At 44.8% G+C, this 26367-nt stretch carries 15 protein-coding genes and 1 pseudogene; 6 read left to right on the top strand and 10 right to left on the bottom strand.

All coding sequences use genetic code 11. The annotated features are described in order from the left end of the window. Positions 1-5: 5 nt before the first annotated feature. The 4 genes from B5F77_RS02585 (at position 6) to B5F77_RS02565 (ending at position 7997) form a co-directional block, all read left to right on the top strand. Positions 6-1805, top strand: coding sequence for a RagB/SusD family nutrient uptake outer membrane protein (locus B5F77_RS02585; RefSeq protein ID WP_087327204.1), 1800 nt, complete (start codon positions 6-8; stop codon positions 1803-1805). 1254 nt (positions 1806-3059) lie between these two features. Continuing rightward, a complete protein-coding gene (locus B5F77_RS02575; RefSeq protein ID WP_087327202.1) occupies positions 3060-5756 on the top strand; it encodes a SusC/RagA family TonB-linked outer membrane protein in 2697 nt (898 codons plus the stop codon). Between the two features lie 12 nt (positions 5757-5768). Beyond that, a complete protein-coding gene (locus tag B5F77_RS02570; protein ID WP_075318037.1) occupies positions 5769-7385 on the top strand; it encodes a RagB/SusD family nutrient uptake outer membrane protein in 1617 nt (538 codons plus the stop codon). Between the two features lie 9 nt (positions 7386-7394). Next, positions 7395-7997, top strand: coding sequence for a Crp/Fnr family transcriptional regulator (locus B5F77_RS02565; RefSeq protein ID WP_087327198.1), 603 nt, complete (start codon positions 7395-7397; stop codon positions 7995-7997). 121 nt (positions 7998-8118) lie between these two features. Here the strand turns inward: B5F77_RS02565 and ltrA are convergent. The 10 genes and pseudogenes from ltrA to B5F77_RS02500 all read right to left on the bottom strand — a co-directional run bounded on the left by ltrA (position 8119) and on the right by B5F77_RS02500 (position 20689). Further along, positions 8119-9524: pseudogene (ltrA, locus tag B5F77_RS02560) on the bottom strand (group II intron reverse transcriptase/maturase). Between the two features lie 1158 nt (positions 9525-10682). Continuing rightward, a complete protein-coding gene (locus B5F77_RS02550; RefSeq protein ID WP_087327195.1) occupies positions 10683-11390 on the bottom strand; it encodes a CPBP family intramembrane glutamic endopeptidase in 708 nt (235 codons plus the stop codon). A 68-nt stretch (positions 11391-11458) separates the two neighbouring features. Further along, entirely contained in the window at positions 11459-12571 is a 1113-nt protein-coding gene (locus tag B5F77_RS02545) for a PDDEXK nuclease domain-containing protein (protein WP_087327192.1), read from the bottom strand. A gap of 88 nt (positions 12572-12659) precedes the next feature. Next, positions 12660-14126 (bottom strand): mobilization protein, encoded by a 1467-nt coding sequence (locus B5F77_RS02540; protein ID WP_087327189.1) that lies wholly within the window; start codon positions 14124-14126, stop codon positions 12660-12662. Between the two features lie 283 nt (positions 14127-14409). After that, positions 14410-15519 (bottom strand): DUF6371 domain-containing protein, encoded by a 1110-nt coding sequence (locus B5F77_RS02535; protein WP_087327187.1) that lies wholly within the window; start codon positions 15517-15519, stop codon positions 14410-14412. Positions 15520-15701: 182 nt separating this feature from the next. Then, positions 15702-16841, bottom strand: a complete 1140-nt coding sequence (locus tag B5F77_RS02530; protein ID WP_087327184.1) for an AAA family ATPase — start codon at positions 16839-16841, stop codon at positions 15702-15704. Positions 16842-16846: 5 nt separating this feature from the next. Then, positions 16847-17221 carry an excisionase family DNA-binding protein gene (locus B5F77_RS02525; RefSeq protein ID WP_087327181.1) on the bottom strand — a complete coding sequence of 125 codons (375 nt, stop codon included), beginning with the start codon at positions 17219-17221 and terminating at the stop codon, positions 16847-16849. A 182-nt stretch (positions 17222-17403) separates the two neighbouring features. After that, complete coding sequence (locus tag B5F77_RS02520; protein ID WP_087327178.1) at positions 17404-18252, bottom strand: transposase; 849 nt, start codon at positions 18250-18252, stop codon at positions 17404-17406. 245 nt (positions 18253-18497) lie between these two features. Continuing rightward, positions 18498-19616 (bottom strand): site-specific integrase, encoded by a 1119-nt coding sequence (locus tag B5F77_RS02510; RefSeq protein ID WP_087880204.1) that lies wholly within the window; start codon positions 19614-19616, stop codon positions 18498-18500. A 131-nt stretch (positions 19617-19747) separates the two neighbouring features. Then, positions 19748-20689, bottom strand: coding sequence for a helix-turn-helix domain-containing protein (locus B5F77_RS02500; RefSeq protein WP_087327175.1), 942 nt, complete (start codon positions 20687-20689; stop codon positions 19748-19750). A 416-nt stretch (positions 20690-21105) separates the two neighbouring features. Here B5F77_RS02500 and B5F77_RS02495 point away from each other — a divergent pair, with 416 nt between their 5' ends. Further along, positions 21106-24435, top strand: coding sequence for a TonB-dependent receptor (locus B5F77_RS02495; protein ID WP_087327172.1), 3330 nt, complete (start codon positions 21106-21108; stop codon positions 24433-24435). A gap of 58 nt (positions 24436-24493) precedes the next feature. Then, on the top strand, positions 24494-26296 hold the full coding sequence (locus tag B5F77_RS02490; protein WP_087327169.1) for a RagB/SusD family nutrient uptake outer membrane protein: 1803 nt from the start codon (positions 24494-24496) through the stop codon (positions 26294-26296). Positions 26297-26367 lie beyond the last annotated feature (71 nt).

Raw genomic sequence — 26367 nt, 5'->3', positions numbered from 1 at the left:
AAATTATGATAGTAAAAAGAAATATAATAAAGGCGTTTGGATTAAGCGTTATTGGCCTTTTTAGTTTGAATAGCTGTAATGATGAATTTATGGATAAATATCCGGAAACATCAATTACAGAAGAGATGTTCTTTCGAAATCCGACGGATTTGGAGCTATATACGAATGGATTATATGGGTTAATCGGTTCCAGTTATTGGGACTTGGGAACAGATAATATGATCTATATTGATAATACGAGCATTTATACCAAAATGCGTGGTGAATTAAATCCGGATAATGCCAGCGTATGGAACTGGGAGGATATCCGTACCGTTAACTTTATGTTAGCAAGAGCTGGACAGGCGGAAGGAGATCAGGCAGAAATTGACCATTACGTTGGGTTAGCACGTATGTTTAGAGCCAAATTGTATTATGATAAAGTGCTCTCTTATTCGGATGTTCCTTGGTACAGCCGTGATTTGCAAACAACAGACGAGGAATTACTTTATAAACCACAAGATCCTCGTGCCATGGTTGTTGATTCGATTATGGCAGATTTGGACTTTGCAGTGAATCACATGCAGAATAAAGAAACAAGCCGTACGGTTTGGTCGTTGGATGGAGCATTAGCGATGCAAGCACGCATTGCATTGTCGGAAGGCTCATGGAGAAAGTATCATACGGAATTAGGCTTAAGTGATGCAGAACGTTTTTATCGGATAGCAATTGAAGCTTGCCAAAAGATAATGGATACAGGTTCTTATAGCTTATCTACTACGCCTTCGGGTGACATTCCTGCCTATGAAGCCCTTTTTTGCAGCGAAGATCTTTCTACCAACAAAGAGATGATTTTCTATGAAGATTATGACAAATCATTAGGGCGATATCATAATGCTCAAGCTGTACTTGATTGGCAAACAAGCCTTTCTCGGGATTTGATGGAGGATTATTTGGTTATAGAAGATGGAAAAACTAAACGATTCCAAGATATACCTGGATATGAAACAAAAACTTTTACAGAGGTTTTTGAAAACCGTGATCCTCGTATGTCTCAAACTTTCATGACGCCAGGTTTTACGCGTGTAACAGAGAATGAACCTCATAGACAAAAAATTTCTAATGGAGGATATCCACAAGTAAAATTTGAGCCTCGTACGTATGATCAGATTAGCTGGGGATTGTCTTATACGGATTTACCGGTGATTCGTTATGCCGAAATTCTTTTAATGTATGCAGAAGCAAAAGCAGAATTGGGAGAACTAACGCAAGAGGATATAGATAACACGATTAATTTGATTCGTGATCGTGCAGGCGTACCTCGTGCTACCTTATCGGATTGGTTAAGTAATATTGACCCAGTTCAGGCAGAGCGTTATTCAAATGTAAATTCTACACAACGAGGGGCTGTTTTTGAAATACGTAGAGAAAGACGCATAGAGTTGGTTTGCGAAGGTTTTCGTTATGATGACTTAATGCGGTGGGGATGTGGTAAGCTATTGGAAAAGGCTCCAGAAGGAATGTATATAGGACAATTAGGTTATATTGATTTAACAGGAGATGGTGAGCCTGATTACGCTTTAGTAGCGACCCAAGCAGAAGCTGATGCTATTCCGGAAGAAGATAAGCAAAAGTATGAATTGACAGTTGAAATTTTGGATGGTAATACTTATGAATTAACGGAAGGGGATAAAGGCTATGTGCGGATGATTGCACAAATAAATGCTTGGAACTTCATTGAACCTAAATATTACTATAATCCAATAGCAAAACAGGATATTGTTTTGAATCCTAATTTGGTTCAAAACCCATATTGGTCAGAATAGTAGTTACTGGTTGTAAAAGTGTAATATAAAAATAAGTAAAGGGTTCGTTCCTAACAAAAAGGAACGGACCCTTTTGAATTAGTCAGGAAGGAAAGATTAATATGAAAAAATTGTCTATAAAGAGAGAACGTTAGTAATTATGATGTAATCATTATGTAGGATTAATGAGGATTTAATCATAGTATTTGCAACCAGTTATTACTCAATATTTTGTGAGTTATAAGTCAGAAATATGGGCATAACCTTTAGGGGTACATTCTAAAAGGTGAAGATTTAACCTTTTTATTATTTCTTAACACTCAAAGAGCGGTGGTAGAGGGTATTTTCCCTCTTTTCGGTACTTTATTGATGGTTCGATGTTCCCATCTTTCCACATTGCTTGGCTCGTTCGCACAAGCCACTACAAAGGTACTACAATTTCCAATAAAGGCAAGAGGACAGCAATTCAAATCTATTATTTTTGAGGGAGTGAAATCTGCCGCTTGCCAAATTTCTCTCTGTCGAAAATAATAGTCCTCTGAAAAGAATGAAAACAGCATTGATAAAATTGCCTTATTAAGGGGGGCTATGCTGTTTTATGCTATTATTTCGTCAGTCGTTTATCTCCGTTGCCGGATGCAGTTTTCAGCCAAGCCGATGAATAAGAAAAGGTTTTGGAGCTGTTTACTCTCCAACGGAGGACGAAACTGCTCCAAATGGTTTACCGCTTGAACTTTTCGTTTTCTAAAAGAGGTTTGGCAACCTTTGCATCCGACAAAAGGAGATAAATGACCAGATATATAACAGTAGTATTACATTAAGGTAAAGAACAACCATGGTATAGTATTATTGCAATTTAACTATTTAAAGTTTGTTTATAATCAAATCATTTAAAGATTTTTGTCCTTCTATGATTTTTTGTATTTGATAAATGTCGTAATTAAATAAAAAATATCACGCATAATGACTTTTTCTTTTTTCTAAATTTCTTCAAATGACAAATTATTGTTACCTTTGTAATGTAATGTAGTTAATGGTTGCGCTTATAAAGTCCTTGGAAAGGATTTATGTATAAAAGAGGTAGATGTTTACTCTGTTCTTGCCTGGATTATCAGCATCACTGATATGAAATAACAGAAAAAAATATACAATGGCTAAGCGGACGGACAGGCAGGGAAATAGTACAGATTCCCAATCCCCCTCTTTATAATACATTGCGTATAAGATTTATTAACTGTCTGGTCTGGGGAATCTACAGAGATTTAACGAATCAAGATGGGAAGAGTCGGTCTTTGTCTTGTCATAATGTTCTTCATCTGTAGTGCTCAAAAAATTGATGCACAAGTACAGAATATCAGAGAGAAACAAGATACCATTTCGGCGACTAAATCATTAGAGCATATCAGGCCCGAGAATATCAAGAAGGGACCATTGAATAATGCTTTGGATGTATTGAGTGGTCAGTCTGCCGGTGTGAACGTCACCACTAATGGGACTGACAGGCTCGCTATGCTGAATAGTATCCGTGTGCGTGGTACCACATCCATTATGGGTGGCAATGACCCGTTAGTAATTATTGACGGAGTGACATCTGACATCGCTACGCTATCTACCATATATCCCGCAGACATCGAGAGTTTCACTATTTTGAAGAATGCTACCGAAACGGCAATGTACGGTTCCCGTGGTGCTTCAGGTGTAATTGAGATTAAGACCAAGAAAGGAACGGGGCGAGGTTTCGAAATATCATATGATGGCAACTACGGATTCGAGTCAATGTATAAACATCTGCAAATGCTCAACGGCCCGGAGTATATAGCTACAGCAGAGGCACTTGGATTAGATTACAATAATGGTGGCTACAACACCAATTTTCACGATGTAATTACTCGTACGGGCTTGATACATCAGCATCACTTGGCTTTTAGCGGTGGTTCGGAAAACTCAAACTATCGAGCATCGTTCGGTTTTATGGATCATAATACAATTGTCAAAGTTAACGATTACCGAAATTTAGTGGTAAAACTTGATGCTACACAAAAGGCTTTCGATGGTCGCTTAGTTGGCGATTTTGGTGTATATGGCTACTCGTCAAAGATACACGACATTTTCGATACACGAATGCTGTTTTACTCGGCAGCTGCACAGAATCCTACATATCCAGCAGGAACTGATGTTAATGGCAACTGGGTGAAGAACTCGGCTGCATCACACATCAACCACCCCGGAGCACTCCTCTATGAGAAAAATGACTCCGAAGAACGGAATTTCAATACACATTTGGGGCTGAAATTTAATATCCTTGACAATTTGATATTGTCGGCTTTCGGCTCTTATTCATATTCATCTACGGGAAATGCTCAATTTTGTCCTACATGGGTGTGGGCGCAAGGCAATGTTTATCGTGGAGAGTTCAAGGGTGAAGACTACTTTACAAATGTGTCCCTCTCATATAACAATGCTTGGGGAGACTCACACCTTGATGCTGTTGTTGGCGCAGAATATCTTAAACAGGTAAGGACTGGTTTATGGGTGCAGGCAAAAGGAATAACAACAAATGATTTCTCCTATAATAACATCGGAGCAACATCATCGCGTCCTTTCGGTGGTACGAGCAGTAGCTATGAAGACCCGTCACTTGCTTCAATAATGGGTAGTGTCACATATAGTTACAAGGATAGATATTCTATTGCGGCAGCACTCCGTGGAGATGGCTCTTCAATGGTAAGCGATAACAATACTTTCGGATTCTTCCCATCAGTATCACTGGGTTGGGATGTAAAAAAAGAAGGCTTCCTCTCTGATACTGACTTTATAACAATATTGAAACTAAGAACCGGATATGGTCGGTCAGGAAATCTTGGAGGTATAACATCCTATACAACACTTAATACCGTAAAGGAGAATGGTATCGTATCCATCAACGGTACACCTACCGTAACAATGGGAAGTATACGCAACACGAATCCGGACCTTAAGTGGGAGACTCGTTCAACATTTAATATCGGTTTTGACTTAGGTATATGGGATAATCGGTTGATGCTTACCTCGGAATTATATTACTCAAAGACAACGGATATGCTCTATGAGTATGATGTTCCCGTTCCGACCTTTGCGTTCGATAAACTGATGGCAAATATCGGCTCGATGTCTAACCAGGGTGTCGAACTAGGAATCTCGGTAGTTCCCATTCAACGAAAGGATATGGAGATGAATATCAACTTCAATATGTCCTACCAGAAGAATAAGTTACTTTCGCTTAGTGGAGAGTATAATGGTATGCATATGACAGCTTCAGATATTACTCCGATTGGCTCGCTTTATGGTGCAGGTCAGAACGGTGGAGATAATAATGTAGTATATCAGATTGTAGGTCAGCCATTGGGGGTATTCTATCTACCTCACTGCAAAGGGCTTAAAGAAAATGAACTTGGTGGCTACAGTTACGATATTGAAGATTTGAATGATGATGGCGAGATTGATTTTAGCGATGGCGGAGACAGGTATATAGCAGGTCAGGCAACCCCCAAGGTAACTATTGGATCAAACATCAGTTTCCGTTACAAGTCCTTTGATATTGCCATGCAGATAAATGGTGCTTTCGGTCATAAGATATTCAATGGCACGGGCTTGGCTTATACCAATATGTCTATATTCCCTGACTACAATGTATTGAAGGGTGCTCCTGAAAAAAATATTATTGATCAGAATGTTTCAGACTATTGGTTGGAAAAAGGTGACTATGTAAATATTGAACATATTACCATAGGCTACAATATTCCAATGAAATCCAAGGCTGTGAAGTCATTGCGTCTTTCGGCAGGCATTAGCAACCTTGCAACAATCACAGGCTATAGCGGTCTTACTCCAATGATAAACAGTTATGTAGTAAGCAACACTTTGGGCATTGACGACAAACGCACCTATCCTTTATATCGTACCTATTCGTTAGGTCTTAGTATTCAATTCTAACCGCTTACAGTTATGAAAAGATATATAAACATATTGATGGTTGCTTTGGCAACGATGATGACCTCTTGTCTTACTGAAGACCCTAGAGATCAACTTTATGAAGAAGACATTTACAACAATGCCAACAACATATATATTAATGCAGTGGCTGTGCTCTACAATTACATTGGTGGCAGTGCAGACAGTGAGGGTTTACAGGGGACCTGTCGTGGGATTTATGACTATAACACACTTACTACAGACGAAGCCATGATACCTATTCGTGGTGGCGACTGGTACGATGGAGGTTTGTGGGCGAATATGTATCAGCATAAGTGGAGTCCTAATGATTTACCACTCTACAATACTTGGAAATACCTCTACAAGGTTGTTGTGTTATCGAACAAATCTCTGCATATCATCGATAAGTATAGCCATAACCTATCTGAGGAGCAGAGAGTGGCCTACGAAGCTGAGGTGCGAGCTCTGAGAGCACTTTTCTACTACTACATTATGGATATGTATGGCAGAGTGCCCATCGTAACATCCTATGAACAACCGCAGGATGAAGTTGTGCAGAGCGAGCGTAGCGAGGTTTTCCGTTTTATCGTGAATGAGTTGCAGGAGGTTGCCGAGTTGTTGCCAAATGAGCGTAGTAATAAGATGGGTAACTACTATGGTCGTATAACAACACCTGTAGCTAATTTCCTTTTGGCTAAGTTGGCTCTTAATGCCGAGATATATTGTGATGATAATTGGACTGATGGCGTTCCACGGAACGGTAAAGAGATATTTTTCACCGTCGATGGTGAGAAACTCAACGCTTGGCAGACCTGTATCAAATATTGCAATAAACTTGCCGAGGTAGGTTATCGGTTGGAGGACGATTATAGCTATAATTTCTCTGTGCATAACGAGAACTCCAACGAAAACATATTCACCATTCCGTTGGATAAGAACCTCTATGCTGCGCAGTTCTGGTATCTCTTCCGATCACGACACTACAACCATGGCGGTGCGTTGGGTGGCTCATCGGAAAATGGTACCAGTGCCAATATCTCAACAGTCTTAGCCAACGGATACGGCACAGATGATGTAGATGCTCGCTTTGAAAAGAACTTCTATGCCGGCATCGTAGAGGTTGATGGAAAGCCTGTAATGATGGACAATGGACAGCAGTTGGAGTATTTCCCATTGGAGCTAAAGTTGAATCTTACGGGAAGCTCCTATGTCAAGACAGCTGGTGCTCGTATGGCAAAATATGAGGTTGATAGGACCTCACATTCCGACGGTAGACAACCGGATAACGACATCGTGCTATTCCGCTATGCCGATGCTCTCCTGATGAAGTCCGAGGCAAAGGTACGTAATGGTGAGGATGGCTCGTTGGAGTTGAACGAAGTCCGAGGTCGTGTTGGTATGCCATATCGAGAAGCTACGCTTGAGAACATATTGAAAGAGCGTTTGTTGGAGTTAGTATGGGAAGGCTGGCGACGACAAGATATGGTGCGTTTTGGAGTTTATCACAAATCATACGATCAGCGAGTCCAACTGGCTGATGAGAAAAATGGGTATACCACAGTTTTTCCTATTCCACAAAAAAGTATAGACTTGAACCCAAAATTGAAACAAAATGTTGGATATAAATAACTTTAGCCTATGAGTATTCAATTTGACATTGCAAAACAGATTATAGCTGAAACATGCCCTAATCGCAAACTTAAGTTGGAGAATATTCGCCTTTTTGCAGATATTATTCAGCCTAAGAAATATCAAAAAGGTGATATAATTCTAAATGAAGGTGATATCTGTAATTGCCTATTTTATATAGAAAAGGGATTTATTAGACAGCACTACCTAAAGCATGATAAGGATGTGATAGAACATTTAGCATGTGAAAAAGATGTTGTCTGGTGTATTGACAGCTATTTTAACCGAGAGCCAACACATCTTATGATGGATGCTGTAGAAAACAGTGTTTTATGGGAAATTCCGCGTGATATAATGGAAGAACTTTCTGATGCTAATGGTGATATAGCTTATCTATATCGGAGTTTTTTTGAAAATTCATTAATGTTATCACAATTAAAGGCTGACAATTTACGTTTCGAATCAGCAAATGACAGATACGCTAGATTACAGCAACATTTTCCTGAAATAACTAGAAGAGCACCTTTGACAATGATTGCTTCATATCTTCAGATGACATTGGAAACATTAAGCAGAGTACGTGCATCAATAGCTAATGCTGAGAGCAAATAAAGCAAACTAACTATTAGGACTTAACTAAATCGAGTAGGAGGAAAACGAAGTAGTTTTCTTCCTACTTTCGTTTTCCGACCTCTCACACCACCGTACGTGCCGTTCGGCATACGGCGGTTCCTTAGTGCTGATGCAATTTGACATATAAGTCCACAAGGCAAGGGTAGCCTTGAAGTTTTAGCCTCTCGTTATTCATGGCTCGGCATAGGATCGGACTTCCTGCCGTGTTCCAATATCCACCACGAGTATTGGCCCATTGCCAAGCTCGCCACCTGTCTATGCCACATCTCACGAGATTCTTGAACCTTGCGCCGACTTTCTTCCAACTCTTCCAGACATAACTCCGGATTCTGTGACGAAGCCATTTATCCGTTGTTTGGAGGATGTTACGCATATCAGCCAATTTAAAATAGTTCATCCAACCATTGATGAATTGGTTCAGCTTGTCTTTCAGTTTTGCGTAACCCCAACCATTACTTCTTGATGTCAGCTCTTTCAGTTTCACTTTCATCTTAGCAACCGATTGGGGATGCAGGCGCAGACCGCATTTCCCGTTCATCATATAGAAGGAATAACCCAAATACTTCACCCCGCCAACGTAGGCCACTTCTGTCTTTTCCCGGTTAACTTTAAGGTGAAGCCGTGATTCGATAAAAGTGGAGATGGTCTCACGGACACGTTCTGCAGCACGCTTGCTACGGACTAGTATCATGCAGTCGTCTGCATAGCGGACAAACTTGTGACCCCTGCGGGTGAGTTCATTGTCAAGCTCGTTAAGCATGATGTTTGCCAACAGAGGGCTTAACGGACCGCCTTGGGGAACACCTTCCACACTTTCCTCATAGCTGCGTCTGACCATGACGCCTGCCGTAAGGTACTTGTGGATAAGCGATATCACGCGTCCGTCACGTATGGTGTGGGACAGTATCCTTATCAGCATGGCGTGGTTTACCGTGTCGAAGAAGCGTTCAAGGTCAAGGGACACGCAGTATGTATAGCCTTGGGTGATATATTCCTGCGCCCGTTTCAATGCCTTGTGGCAGCTTCGATGGGGGCGGAAGCCAAAGCTGTTGTCGCTGAACTGGCGTTCATAGATGGGACTCAGTATTTGGCTGATGGCTTGTTGGATTAACCTGTCCACTACGGTCGGGATTCCTAGCGGACGGTTCTTACCCCACCCTTCGGGATTTCTACCCGACGGACGGGGTTCGGGCGGTAGCTGCCCGATTTCAAGGATTCCACGAGTTCATCTTTGTGCCCTTTCAGATAATCACACAATTCCTCGGTTGACAATCCGTCTACTCCACAGCTGCCGTGATTCCGCTTAACTTGCAGGTAGGCAAGGTTAAGGTTCGACGGCGAGAGGATGAACTCCAATAGGTTTCCACGTTCAAATTGCACTTCCTTGAGGTTGTTTTCAGTCATGTCCATGAAAGTCTGCACCCCCTCATAGCTTTCGCATTCCGTGCTATCATTTTGAGGGCGGCTACCGATTGACATCGTTATTTTCTGCGTTCTTCCCTTCATGGAGTGACTTTCATTTACTGCTCAATTGACTAATGGTTCAGCCCTTCCCCGAGTTGAGTAGAAAAAAATATATCGGGTACTATGGCCTCGGCTGACTTCTCATGGCAGGCTTTACTCCGTGATTCGGAAATCCATCCTCCACACGTCCATGAGACCTCCCCAGTTAAGGACATGCTCTTTCCATCTTATACCTGCTTGATTTACTTTGGGCATTTCCGTATAGCTATCGGACTTTGACTTGTTTGGTAGTCTTATCCATGCCCACTAGCCTTATATCAAGTTTCTGTACGTCAGGCCAGATGTTTGCCGCCAGCTTCCTTCAGATTCCATCTCACGATGGACACCCTTGCTCTTGGCTATACACTTCCCGCTATCGGGCGTGTTACGGACTTGCACCGGTTAGAGTATGTTCGTGCTGGGCGAACCATCAAAAACAGGTCAGGATATAGCGTCCTGACCTGTTTCTTTAATAAACTTAAAGGCTATGGATTAATGAGATGTTAGTCATCGTCATCATCATCGAATTCATCCTCATCGTCGTCATCATCATATTCTATTGCTTCACTTTCTTCAATAATGTTACTAAAAGCTCCTGTTAAATCAAAATGATAGTTCTTTTTTCTGTCAGTATTTACAGCCGATTATTACTCAATAGTTTACAAGTAATAAGTCAGAAATATGGTCATAATCTTTAATAGTACATTCTAAAGGGTGAAGATTTAACGCTTTTATTGATTATTAACTCACTTGCGGTAACAATATAGGCGGTTTCTTCTTTTTTCTATGCAATTTGTTTCCAATATTCCACTCCTGTTTTAGCTCATAGTTTAACCCGCTACAAAGATATCATATTTTGCTTACATTGTTCAATATTTCTTTCCGATGCAAAAAGATAAAATAATTCCGAGTATCGAACGCAAAAGGAAGGTAGAATATCTATTGCTTTTTGAAGAGTAAAAGAAAAGGGAGAATCCTTCGGTGTATTACCGTCAGGTTCTCCCTTCTCTTATTTTGTCCTCATATTATTTTGGTTTATAGCTCTGTATTCACGTGTATTTTTCCGTAAGTCTTTTGTTCATTATGTATCCGGCACAGTTCCCAGATTGCCTGTAATAGCTGGGAATCGCTTCCGTTCCTTCGTTGCGTTGAAATGATTTATTAAAAAATCATCGGCAGTATGATATATGCCCACAGATTGTTGAGGGCATGGAACAGCAAACTCGGATATATATTGTCAAACCTGCTGTAAAGCCATGCTGATGCCGTTCCGAAAAATAGAATCCATATCGCCATTCCGGGTCCGAAGAACTGGATATGCAGTAATGCGAATATCAGTGAAGACCCTGCAATCGCCACCCATTTGTGCATACGTTGAGCAAAAGCTTGATATACATAACCCCTAAATATCGTGTCTTCTGTCAATGGAGCGAGAATAACCGTGATGAGTATGCCGAGCAACATATCCTGCAGAGTATTTTGGCTTACAGGTGTGATTTGTCCTGTTGTCCAGTACATTGGTACACCTGCGGCTCTCAATCCCATTTCTATCAACGGATAGATAATGAACGATACGATAACGACTGCAATAACCGCTGCCATTGCTCCTTTCCATGTCAGCCTGCTGCGATAACCTGCAGCCTTCATTGTCATTCCCCGGCTTTTCAGAAGAACCATATAGACAATTACCGCAATTCCAGTTGCAAGTGTATAGACCAGCAATGAAAATATCCTGTATTGCCCTATGCCTGTAAGCTCCTGTATTTCAGGCGAAGCAAGCCAATGGAAAAGATTCGTGCCTGCATATCCAAGAGGAGCCAGTATCAGAATCCACCATAATGGAAGTCGTTGATTTGCTTTAGTGTCCATAGTTGTAATGATTTAGAAGATGATTAAATTTTATCAAAAATGAAGTGTATTACATATCTTATTTACAATTAATGAGATTCCAACTCTTTCTCAATTTCCTCAATCGTAGGCAAACTGCCACGGAAGTCTTTTGGCAAGGCTTGTCCTAACTCATAATCAGAGATTCCGATTGGCTTCTGAATATCACGCAAGGCATATTCTGCCTTGATACGGTCTTTGCTCTTACAAAGTAGCAGTCCGATGGTTCGGTTATCCCCCTCCCGGCAAAGGATGTCGTCCACTGCGGAACAATAAAAGTTCAGTTTACCGATATATTCCGGCATGAACTCCGTATCTTTCAACTCTATCACTAAATAGCGGTGTAGGAAGGTGTTGTACATCAATATGTCAATGTAGTAATCATCTCCTGACACATTGATATGGTACTGCCGCCCCATAAAGGCAAAGCCAGCCCCCATTTCCACGAGGAATTTCTCTACATGCTTCACCAAACCGATTTCTACATCACGCTCATTGTATTGCTCTGTGAAGGTAAGCATATCAAAAATGTACGGGTCTTTGAGCATGGCTTTCACATCGTTTGCTTCGGGAACAGGCAGGGTCGCGGTGAAATTGTTTGCCAACGCACCATGCTTTCCATAGTCATCAAGTTTGATGGCTTCTTGCAGATAGCGTGTATTCCAATGCGATGTAATACTTTGCACCATATACCAATACCGTGCGCGAATATCCTTGACTTGTTGTAAGAGTATCAGGTTATGCGTCCAGCCCAAATGCTTGATAGGGAGGGAAAAATTATATTCGCCTAATTGCGCAATCATTGATTGCGCAATTGAAGAATCAGCACCTTTCACCATCGTAAGTTCTTGATTGTATTCGTTGAAAAACTGTATCATGCACTGCATATTGCGCACAGAGAACCCCTTTATTTCGGAATAATCGTTCTTCAAGTCCACGGACAAGCGTTGCAAGGTTTTCTTGCCCCAACCATCTGCTTTTTGACTTTGCTGCAACATGCCTCCAATATCCCAATACATTCGGAGCATTTCTTCGTTGGCGGCATAAATCGCCCGTTGTTGGGCTATCAGTACCCGTTGCTTGATTTTACGAAGCAGTGTCGCATAACCACTGAAGTTATCTGCCAAATTATCAATTGCTTGTTTATCTGTATTTTTAGTCATAATCTTCGTTGATATTTCCACAAAGTTACGCTTTTTATTCGATTGTACATCAAATTCTTACAATATTATTAGTTATACCCCTTATGGGCTATCTTCTCATTGAGAAACCTCTTTTCTGCTGTTGGTCATAATTTCCTTCCACCACATTGTCAACCTCCCGTCTGGCTTTAATTTGCTCCCGATTGTCAAACCCGCCCTTTTGCTTGGCTGTGAAATACAGGAAATCACCTGCCGCCCGATGTGATTGTCTGTCCTCCCCGAACAGACTAAGGGCACTCTTGATGTCCGATACCTGTTCCGTGTCAAAACGGGGCTTGTAATAATCACGGGCAAAACGGACAATACAGTGAACAGCCTTACGAAAGATATCGCTTGTTTTTAGCAGCAGGAAACTGAGGCAGCCGATAATATGGCTTTGCCATGCAATCCGGTTTTTAAGCCTTGTGGTTTCCTGTGCATGTTCCGTTTCCTTGCGGCTCAGTTCGGACTGATGCTTGCCTTTCAAGTCCATCAGTTCCCGATGATGGTTGTCCTGCATGGTTTGTATTTTACCCTGTAACCGCTCAATGGTTTCCTCGTGCGTGGAAATCTCATTGCGCAAATCCTCTATTTCATTTTTCAGTGCTTTTGATTTCCCGGTAGCCCAGCCGACAGCGGCATTCAGAAGTTCGCTCCCTTTTTCCCTGTTCAGCTTAGAGCGTTTCTCGCTGATAGCCCTGTCAAGGTCTTCGCTCTGCCGTTCCTTTTCATTTGCCTTTTCGATAAGGGCATTGGTTATAGTTTCCGTTTCCTGCATCTTCTTATTCGCCATTTCCAATTGGTGTACCCTGTACTGCCTTGTAGCGTCAAGACGTTTCATTTCCTCTTTCTGCTTCTCAATGATGAAATCGTTTCGCTCCAAATGTTGCTTGCCTGTAACAGCCTTTGACTGCCCACGCTCCATCAGGAGAATGTCGGATGCCAGACTCTGCATTTCGGTCATATCCTCGTCATTAAGTTTGCGGCTCTTCCCGGTTTCGTGGTTCATCCAGTCGAACACGATGTGTGCATGGTAGTTCGGTTTGAACCATTTTTCGCCTACCTTGAAACTCTCCTTGTCCTCCGGGGTTGGTTGCCCACCCAGCCAGTGTCCCTCGTCCTTGTGCAGGAAGATTTGGAGCGGTGTGATGCCCCAACGCCTCCGACACTCCTCGCCAAATTTTTGCACATCAGCCAGTGTCGTGTCAGGTCTGATGAGCAACACACCCTCACGGATTGGCGAGCATCCCGCCACCTTAGTTATCTTTCCGTTCTTGCCCTTGCGTTCACGTTCCCTTTCCTGCATGGCACGACCGGTCTTTTCCTTGACCATCCGTTTGATGTTGTCATAGTGCGCTTGCAGGTCGGGATTGCCGAAGCCGGAGTTTATCCATTGCTCATTATTGGCAGTGAGTTCGGGCACGATGTAAATTTTGGACTTGCCGATATTACGCATGTACTCGGCTGTTCTCCGGTTATGAGCCCCACTTGATGTGACTTTGCAGGGCTTGATATGTATGCTTGATTTTGTAGCCATATTCTTAAAACTTGATTTGGGTTGTTGATTAAACTTATTGTTGTCCGCTCATAATCGCACGGGGTTCTTAGGGGTGCAACCCATAAGCGGAGATTGCAAAGAGAGGGTCACTCTTTGCTCTGGGTTCTCAGGGGTGAAACGCCCTGAGTGGGTCATTAGGGCTTTGCCCTAATCCCCTCGGGAGAGCCCACAACTACGGAAGCGGAGCGTGTAGTTATAGTGGGCTATATCAATGGCAAGCCATTGTCCGTTACCCACAGCCTACGGCTTCCGCTCTCCTCCGCTATGGAGGGTTTTCATCACTGTTGCTTGGGGATGCACCGACCAGTACAAGGTCGAAAGCATCTATCAGCTTTTGCAGGACGGGGTTCTTTTCTACCATCCGCCGGAGGATTCTTTCCGCCTCTACCAAGTGGTCGGCTGTACAATTTATTTTGCTTTCCCGTATCTGGAAGACAATCCAGTCAGCTATGTCGATATGTGCAGCTTTCTGCTCCGGGGTGGCATTCTTCTCAATGATGTCGGACACGACCGTCTTGCAAAAAGTCATGTTTTCGGCACGCTGTTTCCATTCCGCATATCCGTCCGCATCTGGAAAGAGAAGCACGGTGCGCCCGGTCAGCACACGGAGCTTTTCCTCTCTCAACTGGCTCTTGCCGCCTGTCGCCAGCCATACATAGCCGGGAAAGATGGCAGAGCCGATAACGGCACTCTTTTCGGATTCCACCAAGACCACAACCTTGTCGGAATAAGTGCCCAGCAGGTGTTCTCCGAACAGGCATTGGGACAGTTGCCATTCCTCTGCCAGCTCATGCCGCCTTTTAAGCAGGCTGTGTATCCAGTCCACTGCCGATGCCTGTCCGTCCTTGACACGGTGTCCGTCATTGGGATTGTATTGCATCACCTTGCCCGTGCGTACCCTGTTTGCGCGGTCTATCTGCCAGAAGATGACAGCCCCGTCGCGAGTAGCCCCCAGACGGTACTCTTCCAGCAACCTCTTCAACACTTCCTTTGCCTTGCTGCCGTAATAGGAATAAAGAAGCGATGAAATGAAGCGGAAGAAATTGCTATGCACGCTTTGCGACCTCTCCACATACTTTGGCGGTATGTAGCCTATGGCTGCTTGCCGTGGTTTCTGTATGGACTTCTGTTCCGACTTTTGCCTGTCAAAAGAGAAACTGTTGGCAGTACGGCATTTGGGGTGGTCATGAAAATACTCCTTTGGAGTGTAATGATACCCGCAGCTGCTTTCATGGTTACATCTGCCGACAGACGGATGCAGGGGCGTACCGCTTTCATCCACATAGTATGTGAAAGAACGCTTGTCCCCGCAGTTCGGGCAGGTATGCCGTGTTGCCGTTCCTTTATATTTCTGTAATGTATAATTGCCCATTGCTAGCCTCCTCTATTCTTTTCTTTCATGAAATTGTTGTTGTCCTGTCCCATTGTCCCACGTCCTGTGGGTCGGGACAGTGGGACATCTTGGGACACTCTGGGAAATCAAGTTTCCGTTTGCTCCGTTACCGCTCCGATAAACAAGGCGGTTATTCTTTATACAGATATGTACAGGCTGTTTCATGGCTTGTCCTCCTCTCTTTCCTGTCCGGCAAACAACCCGACCTGCTTTGTGTCCTCCATTGTCCCATCTGTCCCATGTTGTCCCACCGTCCCGTTTACTTCGGGTTGGGACAGCGGGACACTTGGAACGGCTGATTCCTCCACTTTCCTGTTGCTCTGGATTATCCGGCTGACAGTGGATTTTCCGCAATTTACCTGTGAGGCTATTTCCCTGACGGACTTTCCCGACCGGGACAATTGCAATATTTGGCAGTCTCTCTGGCTGGATTCATTGTCGCCCAGTTTCTTCAGGTGTTCCTTTTCCGTTGAATAGCCCCTGAACACAAATTGCAGGAAAGCGTCCACCTTTTCAATCTCGTAGATGATTACATTGTCCGCATCGTGGGAGAATGTCCCGTAACGGACTTTGAGCTGCTTCACATAGCGAAGCCCTCCGTCCTGCGCACTCTTCCCGATGGCGAACACGCTGTCAAAGAAATTGTAGAGCCGTTTGCTGCCGGCAAGGTCGTTGGAAGTGATGGGGCAGTCCAAAGAGCGTTTGGGGGTATGCGCCAGCACAAGGACGGACAACCCGTATTTCTTTTTGAGGTTGTTGAGCTGTATCATCAGCCGTCCTGCCGCATCGCCTTTCTCCATAGCACAACATAGATAAGTAAGATTGTCAACGATGAAAATCTTGCACCCGGTTTGCAGAGCCATTTGCTCTATGCCTCCCATGATGGCTTCCTCGAAATCGGCTTCCAGTAACGAATTGCAGTCAAGCGAAACCCGGTACAGCCTTTCGGGAAAAGTGTAGGGCTTCCCATGCTCGCTGGTATAGCGGAGCTGGAACTGCTTTTCGGACAGTTCAAAATCCAGATACAGCACATTGTCCGTTCGGGCGATACGGTCGGCTATCTGCAAGGCAAGGATGGACTTGCCTACATTGGAATCCGCAAAGAGGCAGGACAGTTCCCCCTCATACCAGGAACTGTCCCACAACGCACGGGGCGTGGGCAGCAGCGATGCTTCGAGTATCGTCCGGTTGGCGGTCTTGATACTCATCACGCCGATGCAGTCCGGCATTCCGTGCTGCACTTGGGTTGCCCTCGTCAGGTCGCCATGTATCAGACTGATATAATTCTTGTCCTCTTCCATGACGTTTACCAATTACGTTGACCGGGCTTGCGGCGGTGGGAGGAGGATATGGATTCGCAGAGTTCCTCATCGGACAGGGGTACAGGATTCTTACGGGAGGATTCCAGCCATTTGTCCAGTTCGTCCCTGTAAAGACAATATCGTTTTCCGGGCTTGGTGGCGGGAATGCTTCCCTCCGACAGCTTCATATAGAGCGTGCCTTTGGGAATGCCCAGATATTCCGCTGCCTCTTCCACTGACATGGGGACATGGGTGTCCACCGCCTTTGCATTGTTCACACTGCGCTGCTCGGTAAGCAGGCTTCTCAGGCTCATCACCTCGTCCCGAAGCTGAGCCACGACCTCCGGGAGGTCGTTGAATGTAATCATTGTTTTTTCCATTTGCGTACTCGCCTCTTTTGTAAGGCATGGCGCAAAGGACCGGAATGATACAGCCGTGAATACCTCCACGAAAGGTCATTGCAAAATAATTCCCGAATAACGATGCCTAACCGTGAATGACGGGTAAAGTTATTCGGGAAACGATGTGATACAGACAGTTATCTGTTATTGATTACCCGTGATTATTGGTTGTTGAAAGGCTGGTTATACTTTTCCCGTACATAATCTGCCGGATAATGGAAATCCAGTCTGCTGTTTTCAGGCTCGTCAATGGGAATCAGTGTCTTTAACGGCTCTACCTTGAAGTTCTTGATGGTCGCTATGTCTGTATCGGCAAACTCCCGTGGAAAAAGGGTGCTGATGAAGCGGGCACGGTTGTCCCCCGTGTAGTATTTCTTGTACATGAAACGCTCGGAGATATTCCACACGAAATGGCGGAGCGGAATGTTTGAAATGTCTTTGGTCAGCCGTCCTTTTATCGGCTTGGGCTTGTAGCTGTGAAGCCGCATCCAGTTGTTGACCTCGCCACAGATGTGGTTCACGGTCTCCTTGTCTGCGATACGGGGCATGATGAAATGGATGTATTCCATGACCATAGCGATGCGCTCTTCATTTTCCCGCTGCTCCCTGTCCTCGTAATCAGCACGGTTTTTCTCGTGAAGCTCCGGAGATATGGCAATCTCTGCCGGTCTTATATCCGGGGTTGCTTCTCCACCTGTCGCCATTGATGCCGGGGTTACAGGCTTGTGTGCATCTTGGGGCTGGTCTTCCCGAATCTCTGTAATTTCGGCAGGTGTCTTTTTCTTGCCGAACTTGATTCGGTAGATTTCGTATGTGTCGAAGATGACTGTCTGGAAAGAGAGATAGAGCAGCCAGCCAAGGAGGTTGCTGCATACAAAAACTATCAGGCGTACAAAGTTGTCCTGATTGAATTTCTCTGCGACAATCAGTGTCGCTATGGAAGATATTAGGAGGATGGCAAAGCCGACAAATCCTAAAATGATATGTTTGTCTTTTACGGACGGTTCCATGTTTTTTGTCTTATTCGGTTGTTACTTGTTGCTGTTTTTGCAAATTTAATAGTCTTCTTCCAATTATTACTCATTATCCTTGGTTAGCGGTTTCTTTTTCAATGTTTTTCACCAAATGTCCGGAATCGCACCCGATTATCGTACTTTAAGGACTTTTTAAGGAATGGTGGGCAAAAAACAGAGGGAGCGGTTAAAGCTCCACGCAATAACCGCTCCCTCTGAATATCCCGGAATTTGAGGATGCCTTATGCCTCCTTGCGTTTCAGGGTTATCTTGTCCACGACCTCGCACATCTGCTGTGCCGCCATCTTGGAATAAATCTGTGTGGTGGTAATGTTCTTGTGTCCCATATAGGCTTGTATGACAGCCATGTCCGTACCCATTTCCACGTGCAGGCTTCCGAATGAATGCCGGGTACAATGGAAGGTTATTTTCTTGGTTATGCCTGCCGCCAACAGCCAACGCTTTAGGGGACCCTGCAGCATCTTATCCTTGAATCCTTCGAAGATAAGCCCTTCATGCCGTTCCCCGAGCAGTCCGTAGGCTTCATCACTGATGGGATTGTGTACAATCTGCTTCGTCTTTTGCATACGGGTGGTCACGAACATCTTGCCGTTGGTGTACGGCTGTATCTGCTGCCAAGTGAGCTGCCTAATGTCGCTCTTCCGCAGTCCGGTCAGGCAGGCGAAAAGGAACGCCCTTTTCAAGACCTCTTCCTCGCAAGGGGTTTCGGCAAGCCGTATCAGTTCCTCTTGGCTCAGATGTTCCCTCATGGTGGGAATACTCTCGATGCGGTCTAAGAATCCGTTGGGGTTTTCCTTTATCTTCCTGTCCCGGTAGGCGGTGTGAAGTACTGCACGGAATGCCGACCAGTAGCCTGCCGCAGAATTGATATGCAGCTTTTGGTTGGTGTGTATGGATTGGGGTGCATTAAGCAGGTATTCCATGAACTTGCGGCACAAGTCCACATCCACTTCTTCAAAGGTGCATTTACCCTTTACAAACCGCTTAAAGTGCTTATAGACGTGCTGCCACTTGATATTCTTCCTATCTGCCAGTTCCTTGAAGTAGGCGAGGAAATCCCCTTTCATCCTGGCTTTGTCAAAGAAGCCGTTGTTCTCGTTGAAGATGGCTTCGTAACGTCTGTTGCGAAGTATCTCCGCCTTTTTCATCATGCGTGCGTTGAAGTCACGCTCCTGCTGGTTGGCTGGTTTGGCGAAGATGTAAATTCCCAAAGCTTCACGTGTAATCACTTTCATGGTGGTGTTGTCACGGTAGCCGGGATAATAATCCAGACACAGCGAATACTGTGTACCGTTCTTAATCTTGCGCTTGCGCAAGGTAACTGTCTTGCATTTGCTCATATCGATGATGTTTTAAGTTGTACATTTTCGGGGGTGTCCCCGTGTTTACGGTGGCAAAAAAACAACGTGAAACAACCGTGAAGACCTCCACGGCAATCATTTTGAAATAATTTTCCGGTAATGTCGGTTGCTCATGGTTGTTTCTCCCTTTCAGCCATGACACGCTCCACATCGGAGCGCAAAAGCAGGTTTTTCATGCCTACTTTTATCTTTTCGATGCGCTTCACCTTGACGATATGGCTGATGTTGGCGGAGGAAAGCCCGTAAATCTGCCGGACTTGCTCCACGGTGTAGTAGCGTTCATCGTTCACGAGGTCTGTCCTGCGGAGTTCGTCCAGATGGAATTTGGAGTAGTAAGTGCGCCCGTATTCTCTTTTGGTCGGTATCCTGTGACGGTGGGCGTATGCCCGGAGTGCGCCCGGCTTCATGCCGAACAGTTCTTCCGCTTCTTCAATCAGGAGCCAGTCGGTGATATTGCTTGTATCTACAGCCACACCGAAGAACTCGTCAATGTGTTTTTTGCTGTAATAGTTCTTCCCTGCGATGCGGCAGATAGGTATGCGGTTACGCTTGGCGGTGGTGTATAGCCACGACTGCTTGACCTTGAAGAGCGACATCACCTCCTCGCCCGAATAGAAATCCAGAACTTCATCAATTTCTTTTTCCCTTTTTTCTCTTTTGGCTGGTAAGGACGATGATGCGGATTTTCTCGATGCGGAAGTGCTGCCGGGCAGGACACGGTGGTAGGGGTTGCCCTCCAGCATCCGCTCAATGTCCGCCTTGCGGATGAATGCCATGCGGTTGCTGATACGTGAGGCTTTCAGCTTGCCGAGGGCTACAAGTTTATAAACATACTGCCGGGAACAGCCCATGAGTGTGGCTGCTTTGGAAAAGGTGAGATACTCCTGATGCTGTATCTCCATCAAGGGTTTGGCGGCTTTGAAGAGGTTGTTCTTCTGTTCCGTTCTGGCTCGTTTGGCTTTCGCCTGACAAGCCTCGCTGCAATATCTCTGCACCCCGCTCCAGGTTACAAATGACTTGCCGCAAAAACTGCATTTTCTTGTTGCTTTCATGCTGCTTTATCGTTTACATGTTCATTCCTTCAATCGTGTATCCCTGAAATGGTGAATGGAAGTAAACGGCAGTCAACCGTTGTCGCCTTTCTGCACGATGTTACCATCGCTGCAAGTAGGAGCGGTTACTGTCGCTTGTCGTAAACGGTTGTAAACCCTTGTAAACTGTCTGCACGATGTGACAAGAAACAAGCTCCGCAAATTCTCCACGTCAGAAATACGTCTCAAAAATATGTGGAAATTTGGGAAGAATCAAAAAGCAGCCGAAAAGTGTTGATTTTTAGAATACACTGATAAATAGAGATTTACGATTGGATATTTCTGATTGTTTTTGGTTGTTATACGCTTCTAAATACATGCAATGAATTTGTAAAAAACGACTTTTACTTTTGCTGCGATTTTTAAAAATAGCATAAATGGACAAAAGAAACACATTGACAATTTGGGTAGGACGCTCGTTGCTTGGAGTCATGTTGCTTTCGGCGAGCGTAGCTCAAGCCACTTCTAAAAGTGGTGTATCCGCGTTCACGAATGCCAATGCGGATGGTTTAACAAGTACAATGCAAGATGGAAAGACCGTAACGGGGACGGTGTCGGATGAATATGGACCCGTGACGGGTGCGAATGTCGTTATCAAAGGCACGACGACGGGTACGATAACCGACTTGGATGGTAAGTTTATGTTAAATGATGTACCGGCAGGCGCTGTTTTGCAGATTTCTTACATTGGATATACGACGCAGGAAATCCCGGTAGGCAACCAGACGGAATTTACAATCGATTTGAAGGAAGATTCGCAGTCGCTGGACGAACTGGTGGTGGTAGGTTATGGTGTACAGAAGAAAGTGAACCTTTCAGGCGCAGTGCAGGCCGTCGGAGGAGAAGTCTTGGAGAACCGTCCGATTACGAATGTGAACACGGGTTTGCAAGGCGCGGTGCCGAACTTAAACATTACTCGAAGCAGCGGACGGGCGAACGAAGCTCCTTCGATGAACATCCGTGGTATGGGTTCTATCAATGCGGGTTCAAACGGTGGCGATGCCTTTATCCTGGTGGACAATGTACCGGTCAGCGCAGAAGAGTTGGCACGTATCAACCCGGCTGATATCGAGAATATATCTGTCTTGAAGGATGCATCAGCAGCCGCTATTTATGGTGCACGTGCGGCCTTTGGCGTAGTATTGGTGACGACGAAGCGGGCGAAAAGTGATAAGCTGCAAATCAGTGCCAGCGGCAATTACGGTATCCGTACGCGGGGGGAACATCCAGAATATATTACCGACCCGGTGACGGTGATGGAGATGAAGAACGCTGCCGCCCAACCGCTTCGTGCTTACCTTTATAGTCAACAGCAAATCGATTATGCGTTACAACGTGAACAGGATCCTTCGTTACCTATCGTCGCACTTGACCCGGCAGATCCGAACAAGTGGGCTTATTATGGTTCAACAGACTGGATGGACGAAACATATCGAAATACAACATCTACCTATTCAGCCGATTTTAATATAGCGAAGAAGGACGATAAACTATCTTATTATGTATCGGGTGGATACTATCAAGAGAATGGTTTATTACGTTATGGTAATGATAAATTGAAACGTTTCAATTTCCGTTCGAATGCGGACTTGCAAATCACGAAATGGTGGAAAGCCGGATTAAATATAGCATATACGAACAGTAACTATGGTTCGCCGACAGTCCTCGATACGGGTGTGAGCTTCTTCCATCAGATTAATCGTAAGCCGTCGTTGGATATTCCGCGTAATCCGGACGGAACATGGACCAGCGTAGGTGCTGGCAGTTTGGGAATGCTCCAAGAGGGAGGACGTACGAACGACCAAGTGAATGAAACCTCCGTCTCCATTAGCAGCAAGTTTGACCTCATAAAGGATGTCTGGACGCTTAATGCCGATGCGAACTTCCGCTTCACGAACGAAAATAAAGATGCTTATTGGCAACGTGTTCCTTATAAGGCAGGGCCGAACGAACCGATCCAATACGAGACAGGCGAGTTCGGGTCTAACGATTATACCTCCTTCCGTGCTTATGACACGCGGTATGCAGTCTATAATATCTATACTAACTTCGTCAAGACATTCAATGAGAAGCATTTCTTTAATATCATGGCAGGGTTCAACTCGGAGTATACAGACTATCGCGAAGACTATATGTATCGCGAAGGTATTATCACGAGTAACTTACCAGAAATAGGTCTCTCTACCGGTACACAAACTACGACAAATACCCGTCATCAATTGGCGTTACAAGGCTTCTTCGGACGTATCAATTACATCTATGATAACCGTTATATCTTGGAATTTAATGGTCGTTACGATGGGTCTTCACGCTTCCCACATGATGACCAATGGGGATTCTTCCCGTCAGGATCTGTGGCTTGGTCTGTGACGAGCGAAGAGTTCTTCAAGCCGATTGCAGAGAAGATACAGATGAGTAACTTAAAGCTTCGTGGTTCGTATGGTTCATTAGGTAATCAGGTGGTGATTGATTCAAATGGGAACCAAGTGTATTACCCCTCTATCGCTGCCATGTCGTCGGGGCAGATTGGACAGATATTAGATGGAGAACTGCCTATCGCCGTGTATCAGCCTGGTTTGGTATCAGCATCCTTTACTTGGGAGACGGTAAACACAGGGAACTTTGGTATGGACCTTGGTTTCCTCAATAACCAATTGACGGCCACATTCGATATTTATAAACGTATTACGAAGAACATGTTGGGACCCAGTAAAGAGTTACCAGCAGTCGTAGGTGCAGAGGCTCCGCGAGAGAATGCGGCAGACATGAAGACTCGTGGTTGGGAGCTTAGTTTGCAGTGGCGTGACCAGTTCGAATTGGTTGGTTCTCCCTTCCAATATGGCATCAAGGCCAACATCTCGGATAGTCGTTCTTTCATTACTAAATATGACAACTATGTAGATGTATTTGATGAGAATGGAAACAAGATAGGTGTCACTTCTGCCATTGAAAATAGTAATTTGAATAGCCAGTATTATGTAGGCATGGAGATAGGCGAAATATGGGGCTTTATCAATGACGGAAGGTTCGCTACACAAGAGGAAGTAGATGCATTAGACCAATCCGAAGTGGGGGAAGATGACCAGTCATATCGCTTCTATGTAGGAGATACAAAATACAAAGACCTGAACGGAGACGGGCGTATTACCCGGGGGCAACGAACACTGGCCGACCCAGGTGATCGTAAGATAATAGGGAATAGCTCTATTCGTCTGCCCTATAGCTTTACATTGGATGCTGCTTGGAAGGGCTTTGATGTAAGTGCCTTCTTCCAAGGAGTTGGCAAGAGGGATTGGTATCCGGAAGCAAGTAACTTCTACTTCTGGGGCATCTATGCGCAACCATGGACCAATGTCACCGTCCTTAATATGGACCATTGGACAGCCGAGAACCCAGATGCTTACTTCCCACGAGTGAAGGCATACGCAGCTGAAGGTAATAGTGAGTTGGGTATGCCTCAGACCCAGTATCTTCAGAACGCGTCCTATTTACGCTTGAAGAACTTGACCTTGGGTTATACATTACCTAAGGCGTTGGTGAACCAGTGGCATATAGAGAACCTGCGCTTCTACTTTAGTGCCGAGAACCTCTGGACATGGAACCATCTGGACGAGAAATTAGACCCAGAGACACAAACCACCGGGAACTTGGGTAAGTCCTATCCTATGCAGCGTACATTCTCCTTTGGCTTTAACTTAGGCTTCTAATTCATGGGGTATAGTTATCCCTATTAAACAGTTACATTTATAATATATAAACAGGAATATGAAAAGGAATTATATACTCATCAGCATGGCTCTTTTAGGATTGGCTTCATGCGAGACAGACTTCTTAGACAGAGCTCCTTTAACAGAGATAACCGACACTGATTTCTTCAAGTCAGCATCAGACTTAGAGATCTATTCCAATGGGTTTTATGAGGATATCAATGCCTCCTATCAAGACCCAGGGACAGACAATGACGCGATCAACCTCAATGGGCAAGTTACCATGAACCAGGTGGTCACAGGGACCCTTACTTCTGCTAATGCGCCGGGATGGACCTGGAGTGGTGATTGGGCAAAGCTAAGAAGCTATAACTACTTCCTCCAACATGCACAATTGCTGGATACGACAGATGAAGAGATAGCCCATTACATAGGCATAGGTAGGTTCTTCCGTGCCTATTTCTATGCGGACATGGTCAAAAGCTATTCAGATGTACCTTGGTATAATGAAGCCCTGTCTGCAGACTCCGAAGAGATGTATAAGGCATGTGACCCACGGGCGATGGTCATGGACTCTGTTATGAATGACTTGCAATACGCCGTAGACCATATCAGCGAAGATATAGGGACGCGTACGCGCATTAGCAAATGGGCGGCGCTTGCCCTCCAAGCCAGGGTAGCTTTGTATGAAGGTACATATCGTAAATACCATGCCGAGATAGGTCTGCAGGGAGACTACGAGAGGTTCCTTGAGAAGGCTGTAGAAGCCTGCGAAACCATCATGTCGAGTGGCCAATTCTCACTATATGGTAATAGTGGAGCTGACTATGGTTTACTATTTAACTCTCCTTCCCTTGATAGCAATCCAGAGGTCATCCTTCAACGGGCATCAGACAAGAGCTTAGGGGTTTCCAACAATACCAGTAGCGTGCAGGGCTGGCAATGGTCACTTAGCCGTAGCTTGATGGAGACTTATCTTATGGCAGATGGGTCACGCTTCACTGACCAGCCTGGGTACAATAGGATGGGCTTCAAGGATGTTTTTGAGGGACGGGATCCTCGCTTTAAGGAGACCTTTACTTATCCAGGGTTTAGGCGCACGGAGAGTGGCTCACCCTATATACCCAAGATCACGGCGGGATGTTATGATCAGCTTAAATTCTATCCCAGGGATGAGAGCTTACGGGAAGGATGGGACATGGATTACACTTCGCTCCCTATCTTCCGATATGGTGAAGTGCTCCTCAATTATGCGGAAGCAAAGGCAGAGTTAGGGACGCTTACTCAAGAGGATTTAGACCGTAGCATCAACCTCCTTCGTGCCCTTGTACAAATGCCCGCGATGAGTCTGAGTGATGCCAACGCGCATCCGGATGCCTGGCTCATTGAGCAGTATCCTAACGTCTCTGGTACGAACCGTGGGGTCATCCTTGAGATTCGGCGGGAACGACGCGTAGAGACTGCTTGCGAAGGGTTACGATGGAACGATATCCAATGTTGGGCAGTAGGAGAGTTGTTTGCCTTAAATAACGAGGGGGCTTACTTCCCTAGCTTGGGTGCCTTCGATATAACGGGAGATGATAGGGAAGACATAGCGATTCTGGCTAATCCCTCTAATACACTTCGCTTGCAGGGTCTGCCTGCCGACGTTCGTAGTAACTTAACACTCTACTATCTGGAGAAAGAAGATGGCACGGATGATGGCTTTTACCTCTCTGAGGGAGAGTCTGGGCATATCAACTTCACCTCCTATTTACAGAACCCACGGCATTTCATTAGTCCTAAACATTACTATCTACCTATACCCTTAAGTCAGATGACACTGAACCCCAACCTCAAGCAACCTTATGGGTGGGAATAATAGGACGAATGTACCTGTTCACAGGTGACTTTGTTTAGATAGGGAGGCTGTTCTTGGATGGAATAGCCTCC

Origin of the sequence: Parabacteroides sp. An277 (assembly GCF_002159645.1) — a bacterium.
Taxonomy (GTDB): domain Bacteria; phylum Bacteroidota; class Bacteroidia; order Bacteroidales; family Tannerellaceae; genus Parabacteroides.
The sequence above is the reverse complement of the archived record's forward strand: the minus strand, read 5'-3'. Positions and strand labels throughout refer to the sequence as shown.